At 61.7% G+C, this 16,375-nt stretch carries 21 protein-coding genes; 7 read left to right on the top strand and 14 right to left on the bottom strand.

The genetic code is table 11. The features are described 5' to 3' along the window. Positions 1-118 precede the first annotated feature (118 nt). Entirely contained in the window at positions 119-1,402 is a 1,284-nt protein-coding gene (locus tag J1G34_RS07175) for an arsenic transporter (protein WP_065892154.1), read from the bottom strand. 348 nt (positions 1,403-1,750) lie between these two features. Here J1G34_RS07175 and J1G34_RS07170 point away from each other — a divergent pair, with 348 nt between their 5' ends. The 4 genes from J1G34_RS07170 (at position 1,751) to J1G34_RS07155 (ending at position 3,566) form a co-directional block, all read left to right on the top strand. Further along, complete coding sequence (locus J1G34_RS07170; protein WP_065892155.1) at positions 1,751-1,966, top strand: hypothetical protein; 216 nt, start codon at positions 1,751-1,753, stop codon at positions 1,964-1,966. 71 nt (positions 1,967-2,037) lie between these two features. Then, the gene (locus J1G34_RS07165; RefSeq protein ID WP_222993669.1) at positions 2,038-2,733 is read left to right on the top strand and encodes an AzlC family ABC transporter permease; all 696 of its coding nucleotides are present in this window, start codon (positions 2,038-2,040) and stop codon (positions 2,731-2,733) included. Then, on the top strand, positions 2,730-3,041 hold the full coding sequence (locus J1G34_RS07160; RefSeq protein ID WP_057722326.1) for an AzlD domain-containing protein: 312 nt from the start codon (positions 2,730-2,732) through the stop codon (positions 3,039-3,041). Before J1G34_RS07165 ends, J1G34_RS07160 begins: the two co-directional genes overlap by 4 nt. A gap of 171 nt (positions 3,042-3,212) precedes the next feature. Next, a complete protein-coding gene (locus tag J1G34_RS07155) occupies positions 3,213-3,566 on the top strand; it encodes a hypothetical protein (RefSeq protein WP_065892159.1) in 354 nt (117 codons plus the stop codon). Positions 3,567-3,721: 155 nt separating this feature from the next. Here the strand turns inward: J1G34_RS07155 and J1G34_RS07150 are convergent, their stop codons facing one another. The 11 genes from J1G34_RS07150 to J1G34_RS07100 all read right to left on the bottom strand — a co-directional run bounded on the left by J1G34_RS07150 (position 3,722) and on the right by J1G34_RS07100 (position 13,453). Continuing rightward, positions 3,722-4,426 carry a YoaK family protein gene (locus tag J1G34_RS07150; protein WP_065897961.1) on the bottom strand — a complete coding sequence of 235 codons (705 nt, stop codon included), beginning with the start codon at positions 4,424-4,426 and terminating at the stop codon, positions 3,722-3,724. Positions 4,427-4,492: 66 nt separating this feature from the next. Beyond that, positions 4,493-6,127, bottom strand: a complete 1,635-nt coding sequence (locus J1G34_RS07145) for an ATP-binding cassette domain-containing protein (RefSeq protein ID WP_222993667.1) — start codon at positions 6,125-6,127, stop codon at positions 4,493-4,495. Between the two features lie 125 nt (positions 6,128-6,252). Further along, on the bottom strand, positions 6,253-7,302 hold the full coding sequence (locus tag J1G34_RS07140; protein ID WP_065936673.1) for a DNA topoisomerase IB: 1,050 nt from the start codon (positions 7,300-7,302) through the stop codon (positions 6,253-6,255). Between the two features lie 75 nt (positions 7,303-7,377). Beyond that, positions 7,378-8,457, bottom strand: a complete 1,080-nt coding sequence (gene modC / locus J1G34_RS07135) for a molybdenum ABC transporter ATP-binding protein (RefSeq protein WP_065936672.1) — start codon at positions 8,455-8,457, stop codon at positions 7,378-7,380. 5 nt (positions 8,458-8,462) lie between these two features. After that, the gene (gene modB, locus J1G34_RS07130; RefSeq protein WP_222993665.1) at positions 8,463-9,143 is read right to left on the bottom strand and encodes a molybdate ABC transporter permease subunit; all 681 of its coding nucleotides are present in this window, start codon (positions 9,141-9,143) and stop codon (positions 8,463-8,465) included. Beyond that, positions 9,144-9,896, bottom strand: a complete 753-nt coding sequence (gene modA / locus J1G34_RS07125; protein WP_065892174.1) for a molybdate ABC transporter substrate-binding protein — start codon at positions 9,894-9,896, stop codon at positions 9,144-9,146. A 105-nt stretch (positions 9,897-10,001) separates the two neighbouring features. Continuing rightward, positions 10,002-11,060, bottom strand: coding sequence for an NAD(P)H-dependent flavin oxidoreductase (locus J1G34_RS07120; RefSeq protein ID WP_065892176.1), 1,059 nt, complete (start codon positions 11,058-11,060; stop codon positions 10,002-10,004). A gap of 109 nt (positions 11,061-11,169) precedes the next feature. Beyond that, positions 11,170-12,216, bottom strand: a complete 1,047-nt coding sequence (gene ada / locus J1G34_RS07115) for a bifunctional DNA-binding transcriptional regulator/O6-methylguanine-DNA methyltransferase Ada (protein WP_222993663.1) — start codon at positions 12,214-12,216, stop codon at positions 11,170-11,172. A 75-nt stretch (positions 12,217-12,291) separates the two neighbouring features. Continuing rightward, complete coding sequence (gene alkB / locus J1G34_RS07110) at positions 12,292-12,957, bottom strand: DNA oxidative demethylase AlkB (protein WP_065892178.1); 666 nt, start codon at positions 12,955-12,957, stop codon at positions 12,292-12,294. 3 nt (positions 12,958-12,960) lie between these two features. After that, complete coding sequence (locus J1G34_RS07105; RefSeq protein WP_163001619.1) at positions 12,961-13,125, bottom strand: hypothetical protein; 165 nt, start codon at positions 13,123-13,125, stop codon at positions 12,961-12,963. A gap of 25 nt (positions 13,126-13,150) precedes the next feature. After that, positions 13,151-13,453: a DUF1883 domain-containing protein gene (locus J1G34_RS07100; RefSeq protein WP_003173824.1), complete on the bottom strand. Its 303-nt coding sequence runs from the start codon at positions 13,451-13,453 to the stop codon at positions 13,151-13,153. Positions 13,454-13,665: 212 nt separating this feature from the next. On the opposite strand from J1G34_RS07100, the gene J1G34_RS07095 reads away from it, so the two are divergent. After that, complete coding sequence (locus tag J1G34_RS07095; protein ID WP_065885676.1) at positions 13,666-14,016, top strand: hypothetical protein; 351 nt, start codon at positions 13,666-13,668, stop codon at positions 14,014-14,016. Positions 14,017-14,261: 245 nt separating this feature from the next. Beyond that, on the top strand, positions 14,262-14,492 hold the full coding sequence (locus J1G34_RS07090) for a hypothetical protein (protein WP_065885677.1): 231 nt from the start codon (positions 14,262-14,264) through the stop codon (positions 14,490-14,492). Positions 14,493-14,501: 9 nt separating this feature from the next. Here the strand turns inward: J1G34_RS07090 and J1G34_RS07085 are convergent, their stop codons facing one another. Together J1G34_RS07085 and J1G34_RS07080 are read right to left on the bottom strand one after the other, a co-directional pair. Then, positions 14,502-14,783 (bottom strand): hypothetical protein, encoded by a 282-nt coding sequence (locus J1G34_RS07085; protein WP_065885694.1) that lies wholly within the window; start codon positions 14,781-14,783, stop codon positions 14,502-14,504. A gap of 162 nt (positions 14,784-14,945) precedes the next feature. Beyond that, positions 14,946-15,131: a hypothetical protein gene (locus J1G34_RS07080; RefSeq protein WP_003173828.1), complete on the bottom strand. Its 186-nt coding sequence runs from the start codon at positions 15,129-15,131 to the stop codon at positions 14,946-14,948. Between the two features lie 299 nt (positions 15,132-15,430). On the opposite strand from J1G34_RS07080, the gene galU reads away from it, so the two are divergent. Continuing rightward, positions 15,431-16,270: a UTP--glucose-1-phosphate uridylyltransferase GalU gene (galU, locus tag J1G34_RS07075; protein ID WP_003230743.1), complete on the top strand. Its 840-nt coding sequence runs from the start codon at positions 15,431-15,433 to the stop codon at positions 16,268-16,270. The last annotated feature ends 105 nt before the right edge of the window (positions 16,271-16,375 follow it).

Below are 16,375 nucleotides of genomic sequence, written 5' to 3'. Positions count from 1 at the left end.
GCTCGCGAAAAACTCATAGGCACCGCGTTCATTTAGAAAGCACGCGTTATCGTTGACGTTTTTCGCGAGCAAGCTCGCTCCTACAGACGGCCGTATACGCTCAACTGAATGGCATTCCTCAGACACTCAGGCGCAAGGCGAGGGCGGCGAGGGTGATCAACAGCACCGGCACGGTCAGCACAATCCCGACCTTGAAGTAGTAGCCCCAGGTGATGGTGATGCCCTTGCGTGCCAGGATATGCAGCCACAGCAGGGTGGCGAGGCTGCCGATAGGGGTGATTTTCGGGCCCAGGTCGCTGCCGATCACGTTGGCGTAGATCATTGCGTCCTTGACCACGCCCACGGCATGGCTGGACTCGATGGACAGCGCGCCGATCAACACCGTTGGCAGGTTGTTCATCGCCGAGGACAACAGCGCGGTCAGCACACCGGTGCCCATGGCCGCGCCCCACACGCCGTGGGCGGCGAAGGTGTCGAGCCAGGTGGCCAGGTAATCGGTCAGGCCGGCGTTACGCAAGCCGTACACCACCAGGTACATGCCCAGGGAAAAGACCACGATTTGCCATGGCGCGTCTTTCAAGACCTTGCGCGTGGAAATCGTGTGGCCCTTGGCGGCGATCACCAGCAACAGCACGGCGCAGACCGCGGAAATCGCGCTGATGGGAATGCCCAGGGGCTCCAGCGCGAAGCAGCCGACCAGCAGAATACCCAGCACCCACCAGCCGGCACGAAACGTCGCACGGTCGTGGATGGCACTGTCGGGTTGTTCCAGGTCGGCCGGGTCGTAGCTCTGCGGAATATCGCGGCGGAAAAACCACAGCAGCACCGCCAGGGTCGCAGCGACGCTGACCAGGTTCACCGGCACCATCACGGCGGCATATTCGTTGAAGCCGATCTTGAAATAATCCGCCGAGACGATATTCACCAGGTTCGACACCACCAGCGGCAGGCTCGCCGTGTCGGCGATAAAGCCTGCGCCCATGACGAATGCCAGCGTCGCCGCCGGAGAAAAACGCAGGGCCAGCAGCATCGACATCACAATCGGGGTGAGGATCAACGCCGCGCCGTCATTGGCGAACAGCGCCGACACCAGTGCGCCGAGCAGCACCATATAGGCAAACAGGCGCCGGCCTCGGCCACGCCCCCAGCGCGCCACATGCAGCGCGGTCCAGGCAAAGAACCCGGCTTCATCCAGCAACAGGCTGATGATGATCAAGGCGACAAAGGTGCCGGTAGCGTTCCAGATGATGTGCCACACCACCGGGATATCCGCCAGGCTGATCACCCCGCAGGCCAGGGCCAGGATCGCGCCCAGGCTGGCGCTCCAGCCCACGCCCAGGCCCTTGGGTTGCCAGATGACCAGCACGATGGTGACAAGGAAAATCGCAATTGCGACAAGCATGAATTAACGCTCCGATGGCTCAGCAGCAGGTGCTGGCCGGTTATGGTCTGTCGCCCAGTGCATCCGGACGCGGCGCGTCGTTCTGCCAGCAGGGCCGGCTGTCATCCAAGGCATGGATCAGTTCGCCTACGTAAAGTTCGCGCACGCGCAGGATTAATAGCGTCGGACGTGCTCAGGCGGCAGCGGCCAGCATTTGAACAGGATTGCGGATAAAGGGCCACGTAGGTCAAATCCTGATTTCGGTTGACGTGGATCAACTGCCCGATGATCGACCACAAGTGATTGAAATTAAAATGAAACATCAATGTCCTAAAGTGCCCGCCCATTGCTGATGAAGGAAGCTCCCGCGTGACCCGAGCCACTCGTAACCTGCGCAAAACCCTGGATTCCGTCGCGGATAATAACGAAACCGCGGCGTTTGACTTGATGCGTGCCGTCGAAAAACTCGGCGATGAAGTGCTGCGCCAGCGCCTGCTCAACACCATCCACCGGTTGAACCAGGACGCCTACGAACTGCGCGAAGCGCGCGACTCGGTGGAACTGGTCTCGGTAAAACTGGCCTGAGCAAGATCGTTCAAGACAAGCCCCCGCGTGCACCGGCATGCTGGCCGACTGTTTGTCGATGAGCCCCGTCCATGCCTGCTGCCCTCCCTTATGACGCGTTCACACGTGGCGCGATTGCTGTCATTCCGTTATCCCTGGCCTGCGCCCCCTGGGGGTTGCTCGCCTGCTCCATGGCCATCGATGCGCAGTTCACGCCGCTGCAAGCCCAGGGCTTGTCCGCCATCGTGTTTGCCGGCGCGGCCCAACTGGTGGCGATCGGCATGGTCAAAAGCGGCGCCAGCCTGATCTCCATCGTGCTGACCACCTTGCTGCTGACTTCCCAGCATTTGCTCTACGGCATGCACATGCGCCCGACGCTGTCCTCGCTCAACACTCGCTGGCGCATGAGCCTGGGCTTTCTGTTGACCGACGAGTTCTTTGCCCTGGTCAACCACTATGACCGCCAGACCTTCAATCGCTGGTATGCCCTGGGTGTGGGCCTCACGTTCTATATCATCTGGAACCTGTTCACCCTGGCAGGCATTGTGCTGGGCAAAAGCATTCCCGGCCTCGACCAGTTGGGGCTGGAGTTTTCGATTGCCGCGACCTTTATCGCGCTGATCACGCCGGTGGTGCGCGACGTGCCGACGCTGGTCTGCGTCGCCGTCTCGCTGTTGTGTTCGGTGTGGCTCAGTTACCTGCACTGGGAATCGGCGGTGGTGGTCTCGGGCGTATTGGGGATGAGTGCAGGGTTCGCCTGCAAACGCATGGGAGTCGGGCAGCGATGATCTACCTGATGATTGTGGCAATGGCGCTGGTGGTGTTTTTCAACCGCTACCTGTTTATCGAGCCGCGCCTGCCGGTACGGCTCAATCGGGGGACGCGTGAGTTCCTCGGGTTTGCCGTACCGGGCATGCTCACCGCGATTTGCGGGCCGATTATTTTCATCAAAGACCACCAGCTCAACCTGAGCCCGAGCAACCCCTACCTGCTGGCCGGGATCTGCGCCGTGGGGTTGATGCTGTGGACGCGCAGCGTGCTGGTCACGGTGCTGTCGAGCATGGCGCTGTTTTATCTGCTGCGCTGGTGGTTGTGAACCGCAGGCGAAAAAAAGCCCGCGGGAGGGCGGGCAGAAGGGAGACTTCTAAAAATGAGCGTGGCCACTATAAGCGGCCGGCTTTGCCTTTACAGTGAAACAAAGTTCATGGGCGCGTCAGTTGGCGGCGGCGCAATGGTAGAGTCACGGTTTTTCCAAGGAAGCACAGGCATGTACAAAGTGGTGATAGGCGCAGTGGTACTGGCGACGCTGGCCGGCTGCGCGGGTTCGAAGATGAAGGAGGCGCGTGCGGGCAGCCCGTACAAGACCATGGCGTCGGACAAGGCCACCCTGGTGGTCGCCCAATGCATTCAGTACGGCTGGCAGGACGAAGGCGTGTTCGGCGTCGATGCCGGCGGCTTCAAGGAAGCCACCGAGGCCGGGGGCTTTACGGTGTACACCACGGGCGGTGATTACTTTGTGGATGTGCTGAGCACGGGCGCAGGTTCTACCGTCAAGTATTACGCCGCAGAGGACACGATGCCCGCCAAACGTCGTCTGGCTGCGCTCGCCACTTGTCTGTAATACCTTGCCTTAGTCATATTCAGAAACGCCCGGCGGGACAGCCGTCGGGCATTGGCTTATTATTCACCGGCTCGCCCGACGTGATGGCTCTTTACCGGTACACGGATGTCGAGGCCGAAACGTCGGGCGGGCACCTTTTTTCCATACTCTGCTGTTCAGCGTGGCATGAAACCCAACTGCCAGCGCCGGGGTATCGCCAGGGTCGCCAGGCCCAGTGACCCCGCCAGCGCGCCACTGACCCACAGCGCGCGCAGCCCGATCTGCTGTTCCAGCAGCGCCCCGATCACCGCGCCGACAAACATCCCTGCCCACGGCACCAGCTGCATGCGCCAGCCATTGCGGCGTTCGCCCATCAACCAGCGGCCCAGCCCGCGACCGAAGCGTGAGAGCGCCCCGGTGACATAGGTGAGCCCCACGGGCACGCCATTGACTTGTTCGACAGCCGCGTTAAGCATGCCCATGGCGATAATCGCTGCCAACAGCGCGGGCAGCGTATCGGACCATGGCAGCAGGGCCGCACCACAGAGCAGGGCGCCGATGCTGAGCAGCAGGGGCAGCGCGTGGCGCTTGCTCAAGCGGCTGACAATCACCCCCAACGCGTTGCCGATGATGAAGGTGGCAACCAGCAATACCAAGCGTGCGGTCAGCACCCCGTCGCCTGCACTGATCGCGACCGCCAGGCGCGTGGTGTTGCCGCTCATGAACGAGACAAAATCGCCGCTGGCCATGAAACCAATGGCATCGGTCATGCCGGCAAGTACCGACAAACCAGCCACCAGCAGGAGGCCCACGCGTCCACGCCAGCGTTGTCGATGGGCGAGCGCGGCATTGGCGTAAGGCTTGACGGGTGAAGGCAGCATCGGCCGGTTTCCAGTGAGATTATCCGGCCACTACCCTAGGACGCTTTGCCACGGCGTGCAATCAGATCACACAGGCTCCAGGCGCCACCCGGTGCTGTACCAGCTCAAGTAATGGCTGGGTTGGATCGCCTGCAGGAACGCCTCGTCGTGGGACACCGCCATCAGCGCGCCAGTAAATCCCTGCAAGGCCTGTTCAAAGGCCACCACCGTCTCCAGGTCCAAGTGATTGGTCGGTTCGTCCAACAGCAACAGTTGCGCCGGTGCCCCGCGCCATAAAGCGATCGCCATCGCCGCCTTCAACCGCTCGCCACCGCTGAGTTGCCCGGCGGGTTGGGTCACGCGCCGGGCATCCAGCTGCAGCAAGGCCAGGCGTGTGCGCAGTTCAGCTTCCATCAGTGGTGTTTCGAGCAGGTTGAGCTGTTCGACGATACTGCGCTGGTCGTCCAGCAGCGTCAGGTGCTGGTCGATATAAGCGCAGGGCACCGTGACCGCGCAGGTGCCACTGACGGCGTGCCATTGCCCGGCAAGCAGCTTGAGCAAGCTGGATTTGCCGCAACCGTTCGGCCCACGCACTGCCACGCGCACCGGTCCGGTCAGGTCCAGGCTCAGGTAGGTCGAAGGTGCACGCGGGTCCAGCCAGGGCAACTGCGCCTGGTGCAGGCTGACCACCTGGCGACCGTTGGCCAGCGCCGAACCGGGCAGGGCGAGCAGGGTCGGCGTCTCGTCCACCACACGTGCGTAGGCCTGGCGCACCTGCGCGTCGAGGGTGTCTTTGTGATCGCGATGGGCGCTGCCCCGTGCGCTGACGATTTGCGTGGCCGCGCTCTTCCAGCGTGCCCTGGTAAAGCGGTCGACGTTGGCGGTCTCTGCCTGTTTGCGTGAGCGCGCCGCATGGCGCTGCAGGCTGTCATGGGCCTTTTGCAAGCGTTGACGTTCGCGGCTGCGCTGCTCGCGGGCGTATTCCCACGCTGCGGTAGCCGCCTGCTGTTGCGCGTCGCGTTGCTCAAGATAGGCGGCGTAGTTGCCGCCGTAAGCCTGCACACCGAGCGGGGACAGTTCGATGATCCGGCCCATGGTGTTGAGCAACTGCCGATCATGGCTGACCACCACCAGACCACCGCGCCAGGCGGCCAATTGCCGCAGCAGCCAGGCCCGCCCGCCACTGTCGAGGTGGTTGCTGGGCTCATCGAGGATCAGCAACGGCGGCGCCGCGAGCAAAGCACCGATCAGCGCCACCCTGGCCAGTTGTCCACCGCTGAGTTGATCGACCTGAGACGCGGCGCTGAGCGATGGCAACCCCGCCGTATCAAGGGCGCTACGCAGGCGTTCGGCCAGGTCCCAGCGCTCATCGATCAGCGCCAAGTCGCCGGCCAGGGCCACGCCCTGATTCATGCGTTCAAGGGCGGCCAGGCACTGGGCGGTACCGGTGAGGTCCGCGACGCTCGCACCGGGTCGCACCACCACGTTCTGGGGCACATACACCACATGGGCCGGGGCTTTCAACGTACCGGAGGTGGGCTGCAGGATGCCGGCCATCAATTGCGCCAGGATACTTTTGCCGCGCCCGTTGCGACCGACGATTCCGGTGGGGGCCCGGTCTATGGACAGATTGAGGTCTTCCAGCACGGTTTCGCCATTGGCGAACTGGAAACACAGGTGTTGCAGGGAAATCAATGCGGGCAGCCGGTTGACGTGAGTCATCAGCACCTCCAGGAAAATGTCGAACAGGCCAACAAGCGCGCCAGGCGGCTCGTTGCAGATGCATTTTTGGAAGGCTTAGTTGTTCACGTCGGCAATCATCCCGGGAGTCATAGGGGCTTTGGAGGCTAACCCACCTTGGCGGGCTTGGGCAAGTCTGCGACCAGTTGCTCAAGGAACATCGCCAGGGCGACTTCTTCGGCCTTGAGGCCCTTGCGCACCCTTGGCTTGGGCAGCTTGGACAGCTCACCCAGGCTGAAATGCTCGAGCACCGCCGGGTGGATATAGCACTTGCGACACACCGCCGGCGTATTGCCCAGTTGCCGTGCGACGTCCTTGACCATCGCCACCACATGGCGCTTGGCGTCGGACTCCGGTTGCCACGCCAATTCGCGCAACACCGCCAGCGCCATGGCCGTGCCGGCCCAGGTGCGGTAGTCCTTGGCGGTGAAATCCTCGCCGGTCAGGCTGTGCAGGTACGCGTTGACGTCCTGGGAGCTGACGGTATGGCGCTCGCCGTTTTCGTCCAGGTACTGGAACAGGTTCTGCCCGGGCAGTTCCATGCACCGCTTGACCACACTGGCCAGGCGTCGGTCCTTGACGCTGATCTGATGCTCCACGCCGCTCTTGCCGCGAAACTGGAATTTTATCTCGCTGCCCTTGATGTCCACGTGACGGTTGCGCAGGGTGGTCAAACCGTAGGATTTGTTGTCGCGGGCGTACTGGGTATTGCCGACGCGGATCAGCGTGGCATCAAGCAACATCACCACCGTGGCCAGCACCTTGTCGCGGGTGAATCCGGGCTGGGCGATCTGTGCTTCCAATTGTTTGCGCAACTTGGGCAGGGCCGCGCCGAACGCCTGCAGACGTGCGTACTTGTCGCTGTCACGCACCTCGCGCCAGCGCGCATGGTAGCGGTACTGCTTGCGACCACGGGCGTCGCGGCCGGTGGCTTGCAGGTGACCACGCGGGTCGGCGCAGATCCACACATCGGTGTAGGCGGGCGGCACCGCCAGCGCATTCAGGCGCTTGATCTCATCGGCATCGGTGATGCGCTCGCCGTCGGGGCGGAAATACTGGAACTTGCCGCGCAGCTTTTTGCGGCGAATGCCGGGTTGGCTGTCGTCAACATAGTGCAGGTCGCGGGGCAGATCGGCAGGCAGCGAAGAGTCGGGCATGGTGCGGGTTCCTTGGCAACGGATCAGGCCGGTATGTCTGATTGACCGCGTCGTCCTGCGGTCGTGCCAAATGGTTTAGGCGAGCACCGCCACCGCCTTGATGTGCGCCCACAGCACTTGCCCCGGCTGCACATTCAACTGGTCCCGCGAGAACCGCGTGATGCGTGCCAGCAACGGTGTGCCGGCGGCATTCAGGCGCACCAGTACATGGGCGTTGTTATCCGCTGCGACGTCCTGGATGACCGTCACCGGCAGGCGGTTGAGGATGCTGCTGTGCGCTTGCGCCTGGTGGCTGAGGCTTACGTCCCGTGCCTGAATCTTCACCCGCAACTGTGTGCCCAAAGCCATCGGCGTGTGGGCTACGCGTATCTGCAAGAGGCAATCGGGCAGTTGCAGGGTGAGCAACTGATAGTGCTCGTCGTAGGCAATCACGCGGCCAGTGACGACCACACCGGCATCGTCGCCCCGCGCCAGGGGCAGGTCGAGGCGCGCCAGGGTTTCGCCGATGGGGCCGCTGGCCAGGGCCTTGCCGTCGCCGAGCAGGACGAGGTGGTCGGCCAGGCGCGCCACTTCGTCCTGGGCATGGCTGACGTACAGCACCGGAATATCCAGTTCGTCGTGCAGGCGTTCGAGGTAAGGCAGGATTTCGTTTTTGCGCTGGCTGTCGAGGGCCGCCAGGGGTTCATCCATCAGCAGCAAGCGGGGACTGGTGAGCAGGGCGCGGGCGATGCCGACGCGCTGGCGTTCACCACCGGACAGGTGCTGCGGGTCGCGCGCAAGCAAGTGAGCGATACCCAGCAGCTCAGTGGCCTGGGCCATATCCACGCGCCGCTGCGCACGTGGGATGCGCTTGAGGCCGAACGCCAGATTGGCCTGCACCGACAGATGGGGAAACAGGCTCGCCTCCTGGAAGACGTAGCCCAGGGCGCGTTTGTGCGGCGGCACGAACACCCCGTTACGGCTGTCTTGCCAGACCTCGTCGTTGATCTGCACAACGCCGTCATCGGCGCGCTCCAGGCCGGCGATACAGCGCAGGCAGGTGGTCTTGCCGGAGCCGGAAGGGCCGAAAAGGGCGGTGACGCCACGGCCCGGCAATTGCAGCTCCACGTCCAGCGCAAAGCCTGTGTACTTCAGGTGCAGGCGTACCTCAATCATCGCGATCAGCTCCAGCCCATTTTGGTTTTACGGCTGGAGTAGAGTGCCAGCAATACAAGGAACGCGAACACCACCATCGCCCCGGCCAGCCAGTGGGCCTGGGCATATTCCATGGCTTCGACATGGTCGTAGATCTGCACCGAGACCACCCGGGTCTTGTCCGGGATATTGCCGCCGATCATCAGCACCACGCCGAACTCGCCGACGGTATGGGCGAAGCCGAGAATCGACGCGGTGATAAAACCTGGGCGAGCCAACGGCAGGATCACCGTGAAAAACGTATCCCACGGGCCCGCACGCAAGGTCGCCGCCACTTCCAGCGGGCGCGTGCCGATGGCCGAGAACGCGTTTTGCAACGGTTGCACCACGAAGGGCATGGAGTAGATCACCGAGCCGATCACCAGCCCGGCGAAGCTGAAAGTCAGAGTGCCCAGGCCCAGCCACTGGGTGAACTGGCCGACGTAGCCATTGGGCCCCATGGTCAACAGCAGATAGAAGCCGATGACCGTCGGCGGCAGCACCAACGGCAGTGCGACGATTGCACCGACGGGCCCGCGCCACCAGGAACGGGTGCGCGACAGCCAAAGGGCGATTGGCGTACCGATCAGCAGCAGGATCACCGTGGTCAGCGAGGCCAGTTTGACCGTCAACCAGATCGCGGAAAAATCAGCACTCGTGAGCGGCATTTACAGTTCATAACCGTAAGACTTGATTACCGCAGCGGCCTTCGGGCCTTTCAAATAATCGACCAGGGCCTTGGCGGCGGCGCTGTCCTTGCCTTTGGTGAGGATCACCGCGTCTTGTTTGATCGGGTCGTGCAGGGACGACGGTACGATCCACGCCGAACCGCTGGACAACTTGCCATCCTTGTAAATCTGCGACAGCGCCACGAAGCCCAACTCGGCGTTGCCGGTGGAGACGAACTGATAGGCCTGGGTGATGTTCTGGCCTTCGACGATTTTGTCCCTGACCTTGTCAGTCAGGCCTTCCTTGGCCAGCACCTGAGTGGCGGCCAGGCCGTACGGCGCGGCTTTCGGGTTGGCGATGGACAGGTGCTTGAACGCATTGTGCTTGAGCACTTCACCCTGGGCATCCACGTAGCCTTCTTTCGCCGACCACAGGGCCAGGGTGCCGACCGCGTAGGTGAAGCGCGAGCCCTTGACGGTATCGCCTTCGGCCTCGAGTTTTTGCGGGGTGGTGTCGTCGGCACTGAGGAACACCTGGAACGGCGCGCCATTCTTGATCTGGGTATAGAACTGCCCGGTGGCGCCGAAGGACGCGACCAGTTTGTGGCCGGTGTCTTTCTCGAAGTCGGCGGCAATCGCCTGGATCGGCGCGGTAAAGTTGGCGGCGACGGCCACTTGCACTTCATCGGCCTGCGCCGAACCCAGGGCGAAGACGGCAAGCAGGGGGGCCAGGCGCGCGGCGCGGATCATCATGAAGCAACTCCTTGAGGGTGTACGGCCGATTGCCGCTATGTACGAGAATATATAGCGGTTACCGGCTGCCGGTACAGTACGAAATTGCGCCACGTGCCGACAGGCCTAGCGCAGCCTGGCCAATGCCTGCTCGGCCAGGTCGCGGGTCAGGTCATACGTCGAGCGGTCGTGACCCAGACGCAAGGCCTGGCCCGCCCACAGGTTGCTGAAGCCGGCTTCGTCCCTGGCCTTCAGCGGCAGCAATGCGCCACCGGCCCGTGGAAAGGCAGGCGCGGCGGGGTTGATCGCGCCCAGCTCGCGCATCACGCGGTTGACAATGCCCCGTGCTGGGCGCCCGGTGAACAGGTTGGTGAGGGCCGTTTCGCTGGCCTGGGCATGGCGCAAGGCATGGTGGTGGGAAGCGCTGACGCTGGCTTCGGGGGTGAACAGGTACGCCGTGCCGATCTGCACCGCCGAGGCGCCCAAGGCAAACGCGGCGAGCATTCCGCGCGAATCCGCGATACCACCGGCCGCGATCACCGGCACGCTGACGGCGTCGACGACTTGCGGCAGCAGCGCCATCAAGCCGATCTGGCTGTTGAGGTCGTCACTGAGGAACATGCCGCGGTGGCCACCGGCCTCAAGGCCCATTGCGATAATCGCATCACAGCCGTGCTGTTCCAGCCAGATCGCTTCCTCGACCGTCGTCGCCGATGAAAGTACCTTGGCTCCGGTGGCTTTTACCCGGTCCAGCAAGGCTTTTTCCGGCAGGCCAAAGTGAAAGCTGACGACGTCGGGGCGAAAGGTTTCGATCACTTCACACGCCGCTTCATTGAAGGGCGCACGATTGGAGACCGGGGTCGGCGCATCAAAATCGGCGCTCAGCTCGCGGTAGTAGGGCTCCAGCAGCGCTTTCCAGCGCCGCTCGTGTTCCTCGTTCGCTGCGGGCGCCTGGTGGCAGAAGAAGTTGACATTGACCGGGCGGGTGCCGGCCTGGCGGATGGCGGTCAACGCCTCACGCAGTTGCTCGATGCTCAGCGCAGCGGCAGGCATGGAGCCCAGTGCGCCGGCCTGGCTGGCGGCAATCACCATGGCGGTGGTGGTCGCGCCCGCCATGGGGGCCTGGATGATGGGCACGTCGATGCCCAGCAGGTCGAGAATGCGCGTGTCTGGCCAGGTGCTCATGGGGTGCGTCTCCAGCGTCAGTGAGGCTTTTCGCTGTTTTAACAGGCCCCTTGGCACCCGGCCACTCTGTTTTATTCACTGGACGAGGGCAGTGCTTTATGCAGCCGGGTCAGTCCGAGGTTTCCCGCGCCAGCAGCGTGCGCTTGCGCTCTACGCCCCAGCGGTAGCCGGACAGCGCGCCGTCGCTGCGCACCACGCGGTGGCAGGGGATTGCCACCGCCAAGTGGTTGGCGCCACAGGCCTGGGCCACTGCGCGAAATGCCGTGGGCGCGCCGATACGCTGGGCAATCTGCGCGTAGCTGGCCGTGCTGCCCACCGGAATATCCCGCAGCGCCTGCCACACTCGTTCTTGGAAGGCCGTGCCGCGTAGATCCAGCGGCAAGTCCAGGCCCAGGGCGGGCGCTTCGATAAAGCCCACGACCTGGGCGATCAATTGTTCGAAATCCCGATCCGCGCCGACCAGTTCGGCGTTGGGGAATTGGTCCTGCAGGTCGCGCACCAGCGTATCCGGATCGTCACCCAGCAAAATCGCACACACGCCGCGTTGACTCTGCGCCACCAGAATCGCTCCCAGTGAGCATTGGCCCACGGCAAAGCGAATCAGGTTGTTGGCACCGCCGGCCTTGTACTCCTGCGGCTTCATGCCCAGCACCTGGTCAGCCGCCGCGTAAAAGCGGCTGTTGGAATTGAAGCCGGCGTCGTACAGCGTATCGGTGACCGACTGCTGCGCTTTGAGCCCATCACGCACCTTGCGTGAGCGCAGGGCGCCGGCGTAGCCCTTGGGGGTGAGGCCGGTGATGGCTTTGAACACGCGATGGAAATGGAACGAACTCAAGCCGGCCTGGCGGGCGAGGGCCTCCAGGCTGGGCGGTGTTTCGGCCTGTTCTATCTGGCGACACGCGTCGGCGACCAGCTTTGCATGGTGGGCGGCCAGTTGAGTCTGGTCGCCGGCGGCGCGGCGGCTGGGACGATAACCGGCAGCTTCGGCGAGTGCCGGGGTGTCGAAGAATTCGACATTTTCCGGGCGCGGCAAACGTGAGGCGCTGCTGGGGCGGCAGTACACGCCGGTGGTTTTCACAGCGTAGACAAACAGTCCATCGGCTTTGGCATCGCGGGCAACGATGGCGGCCCAGCGTGGGTCTAGTGAGTGGTTCATGGCCTGCACTCTTGAGTGGTGATCGGCAGATTAACCCGACAGTTGGCGCTCGACACTCCGAAGCTTGCGGTCAAATCAGCCGGCGGTGCGAAAGGTCAGGTTGATGCGTTGCGGTCCCATGATCGGGTGCTCGCCTTGCTTGATCGGCATCACGCCATGAAAACGCAGGCGATCCACTCCACCCCAGACCACCACATCACCGTGGAACAGCGAGACTTTTTGCGTCTTGTCACTGCGCTGATGGCCGCCGAACAGGAAAATCGCCGGCAGGCCGAGGGACACCGACACCACTGGCGCGTCATAGCGCTGCTCGTTCTTGTCCTGATGCAGCGACATTTTGGCGCCGGGTACGTAGCGGTTGATCAGGCAGGCATCCGGCGAGAAATCGCTGAAACCCGCCGCGTTTGCCGCCGAGATGGCCAATTCGCGCAGCGCGTCGGGCATTGCCGGCCAGGGTTGCTGGCTGCGCGGGTCGAGGGCGCTGTAGCGGTAGCCGCGCGTGTCGGTGGTCCAGCCCAGCGCGCCACAACTGCTCAGCGCGGCCGACATGGTAAAGCCGCCGGGCGTGACCATTTGCCGAAACGGCGACTGGGCCAGGACACGCCGCAATTCGGGTAATAAACGCTCAATCCAGGGCAGGGCGTAACCTCCCAGGACGTAAGACTCTTCGCCAATCTGTTCGCGCCTTGCCGGTTGCTGCAAGGCCTCATCGGCGAACAGGTCAGCGGTAGGCCCGGCCATGGCTTACAGCGCCTTGCTCACGTTGATGTCAGTAATCTCGTCGCTGGCATCGTGGATTTTCGCCAGGGCCTGCCGGGCCTCCTCGACGCTGTTGCTGGTCAGTTGGGCAAATTCGAAGCGACGTTCGCCGTTGAGCTTGTACTTGATGACGTATTTGGTGGTGTTCACAGCTTTTTTCCTTACGGTGTTCAGGTCAGCTCAGCTTGGTGCTGGTGCGACGAACGATGCGAATCTTGTGGGACAGCGCCGGTTTGCGGGTAACGCTGATGGCGCGGCGCGTGACCACATCCAGGGTGATGTTCCAGAAACCGGTGCTGGGCGCGGTGATTTTCGCCGGGAATTTATCGAAGGCGCCACCGTGGTAGGTATGCCGGCCACCGTTCTTGAAACTGCGAAAATTCGCATCGCTCATTAGACGAATATTACAGGTCTGTGAGCATTCGATGACGACAATGTCTCCCTCGTTGAGGTGCTCACGCTGGTGGATGAATTTCATGGGGTGTCTCCAGAAGGGCTTTTTCTGAAAAATCAGAACGATACGTAGGTTAAGATGGAGTTTATCAGCCCCAGCGCGTTTATTATCGGGCCGTCGTCGACGACTTCGACAATTTAAAACAGTTATTTACCGAGTTTTTAGAGATAAATCCTACATTGGCGGGAGAAATTTCCTATACCCGCTGTCGTAGGGTCTTTATCGGAGGTTTTAGTATGAAGTGGAGTGTGTTGGTGCTGGCCTTGGCAATCGCTGGGTGTGCTTCGGTTGCAGATATCAAGCAGACCCCACCCACGTTGGTGGTCATTTCCGGGAAAAAGCCGCAGGAGTATGCGGCGTGCGTCGTGCGCAAGTTGGAGGCGACACGTCGTCCGCCACAGATCGAACCGCATAAGGAAGGTATTCAAGTGATCGTGCCGCAGAAATTTTCGTCCGATCCATCAGCGATCTTCGAAATCGAGGACCGCTCCAGCGGCAGCAGCATCAAGCTCTATGAAAGCATGTCCAACGTGCCGATTCGGCCGGGCGACGTGAAAAAAGCCGGGGAGGATTGCATTTCCGGTTAAGCCAGGGCGTATGTCCACGAACTGAATCCGATGAGAACCCCACCCGACAGGACGAGCCTCTTCGCGCCTGCCCGGTGGGGTTTTTTATGCGTTATTCGGTATTGAGGCTATAAAGCCGAGCGTGCTGATGAGAAGGCCCAATGGCGTGTCGATCGGCAGAGCATCCGTTAAACTGTCGGTCACTGCCTACAAGAATGCCGCTCAAACCCATCTGGGCAGCATCGCACCGCCTGGAATATCCCATTATGAAGCGAGAACACGTCAAAGCCCGCCATGCCGAAGGTCAGATCACGGCGACCCACGTCATCCAGAACCCTGCCGACCTGGGCGAGTGGATTGTCTTCTTCAAGAAAAGTGACGGCCGCAGTTACTTCCTGGTGGACGATCAGGATGAGGTCGAGTCATTCCCGCGCCTCGATGACTTGATCGAAACCCTGCGCGGCCTGGGGATCAAATTCGCCGAAGTTCACCTGTAACACCAAGGCTTACTTGCACACCACCACGACGCTGCGGCCTTTGAAATTGCCTACATCCTTGCCCAGGGTCTGCTCGCTTTCCTTGAGTGACGGAGTGCCGTCGGTGCCGACGATGCGGTAACCGGTGCCCGCGCAGGAGGCGTCGGCTTTCTCATAGCAACTGGCCCATGAATTGGCTTCGCCCGAGCAGTCGATGGTCAGGCCTTGTTCACCATTTTTCAGGTAAGTGTCGGAGGTGGTGGTGCAACCGGCCAGCGCCAATACCGCAGTGAGTGCCAGGATCTTGTTCATAGCCAGCATCTTGTTCATAGAGAGTCGTCTTCGAAGGTGTGGGGGAGAGCGCTGACACGGACGTGGGGCGTTGGCGGAAGATTATAGCGAACTGCCATCTAGGTACAGCCAAACACAAAAAAAGCCCCGCTCTGCGGGGCTTTTGCTGCAAGACCGCGTGGCTTACTTGCCCTTCGGCCGCTTGCTCGACGCGTGACCGGCTTCATCCACGAATACCTCAGCCACCGCAATCGCCATGCTTTCAGTCTCGAAAACGCCCGCGACGCTGTCGCCATGGAAGTTGATCAAGTGCCAACCGTCCGCACGCTGGGTGATCAGGTAGCCGTTTACGCCTTTGGGTTCTGACATCTAATTAGCAATCTCGTAAGCTGATTCAAGGGTGCAATGATAGCCGCAAATACCCCGCCGTTGCCCAAGTAATTCCAGCCCGGTGCCAGGCTTGGAAAAGCGTGCTACAAAGGATCAGGCCCTTTGGAAAATCAACATTTGAGCGCCGGCCAGCCTGCCGGTTGAAAGATCAGCGGAACTTACGCCGACATTTTTTCTCTATGATGACATCGCGGCGCCAGCAGGACCCATTGTAAGGTGACTGCGGCCTGATTAGACTGCGCCGAATTCCGTACGCACAGCCCTTTGTAAGGACTCATATGATCAAGAAATGCTTGTTCCCGGCAGCCGGTTACGGCACTCGCTTCCTGCCAGCGACCAAAGCCATGCCCAAAGAGATGCTGCCGGTGGTGAACAAGCCACTGATTCAGTACGGCGTCGAAGAGGCACTGGATGCCGGCTTGAATGAAATCTCCATCGTGACCGGCCGCGGTAAGCGCGCACTGGAAGACCACTTCGACATCAGCTATGAGTTGGAAAACCAGATCAAGGGCACCGACAAGGAAAAATACCTGGTTGGTATTCGCAAGCTGCTCGACGAGTGCTCGTTCTCCTACACCCGTCAGACCCAGATGAAAGGCCTCGGCCACGCCATCCTCACCGGTCGCCCGCTGATCGGTGACGAACCGTTTGCCGTGGTACTGGCCGATGACCTGTGCGTAAACCTGGAAGGCGACGGCGTGCTGACCCAGATGGTCAAGCTCTACCAGAAATACCGCTGCACCATCGTCGCCGTAATGGAAGTCAACCCGGCGGAAACCAACAAGTACGGCGTGATCGCCGGCGACGACATTGGTGATGGCCTGATCCGCGTGCGTGACATGGTCGAGAAGCCAGCGCCGGAAGATGCACCGTCGAACCTGGCGATCATCGGCCGCTACATCCTGACCCCGGACATCTTCAAGCTGATCGAAGAAACCGAGCCAGGCAAGGGCGGCGAGATCCAGATCACCGACGCCCTGCTCAAGCAGGCCAAAGATGGTTGCGTGATTGCCTACAAGTTCAAGGGCCAGCGTTTCGACTGCGGCGGCGCTGAAGGCTACATCGAGGCGACCAACTTCTGCTACGAGCACTTCTACAAGACTGGCAAGGCGTACTGATTTCACGCTTGCCGATCTGTTTCAACTGAAAGCCACCTTCGGGTGGCTTTTTCGTTTTTCAGCCCCATGTAAGTCGGTATGCTGGTGTCCTGCCGAGGAGAATGA

Origin of the sequence: Pseudomonas sp. Wu6, assembly GCF_019891515.1 — a bacterium.
In the GTDB taxonomy this organism is placed as follows: domain Bacteria; phylum Pseudomonadota; class Gammaproteobacteria; order Pseudomonadales; family Pseudomonadaceae; genus Aquipseudomonas; species Aquipseudomonas orientalis_A.
Note: the sequence above shows the minus strand (reverse complement) of the source record. Positions and strands in the feature narration are given on the sequence as shown.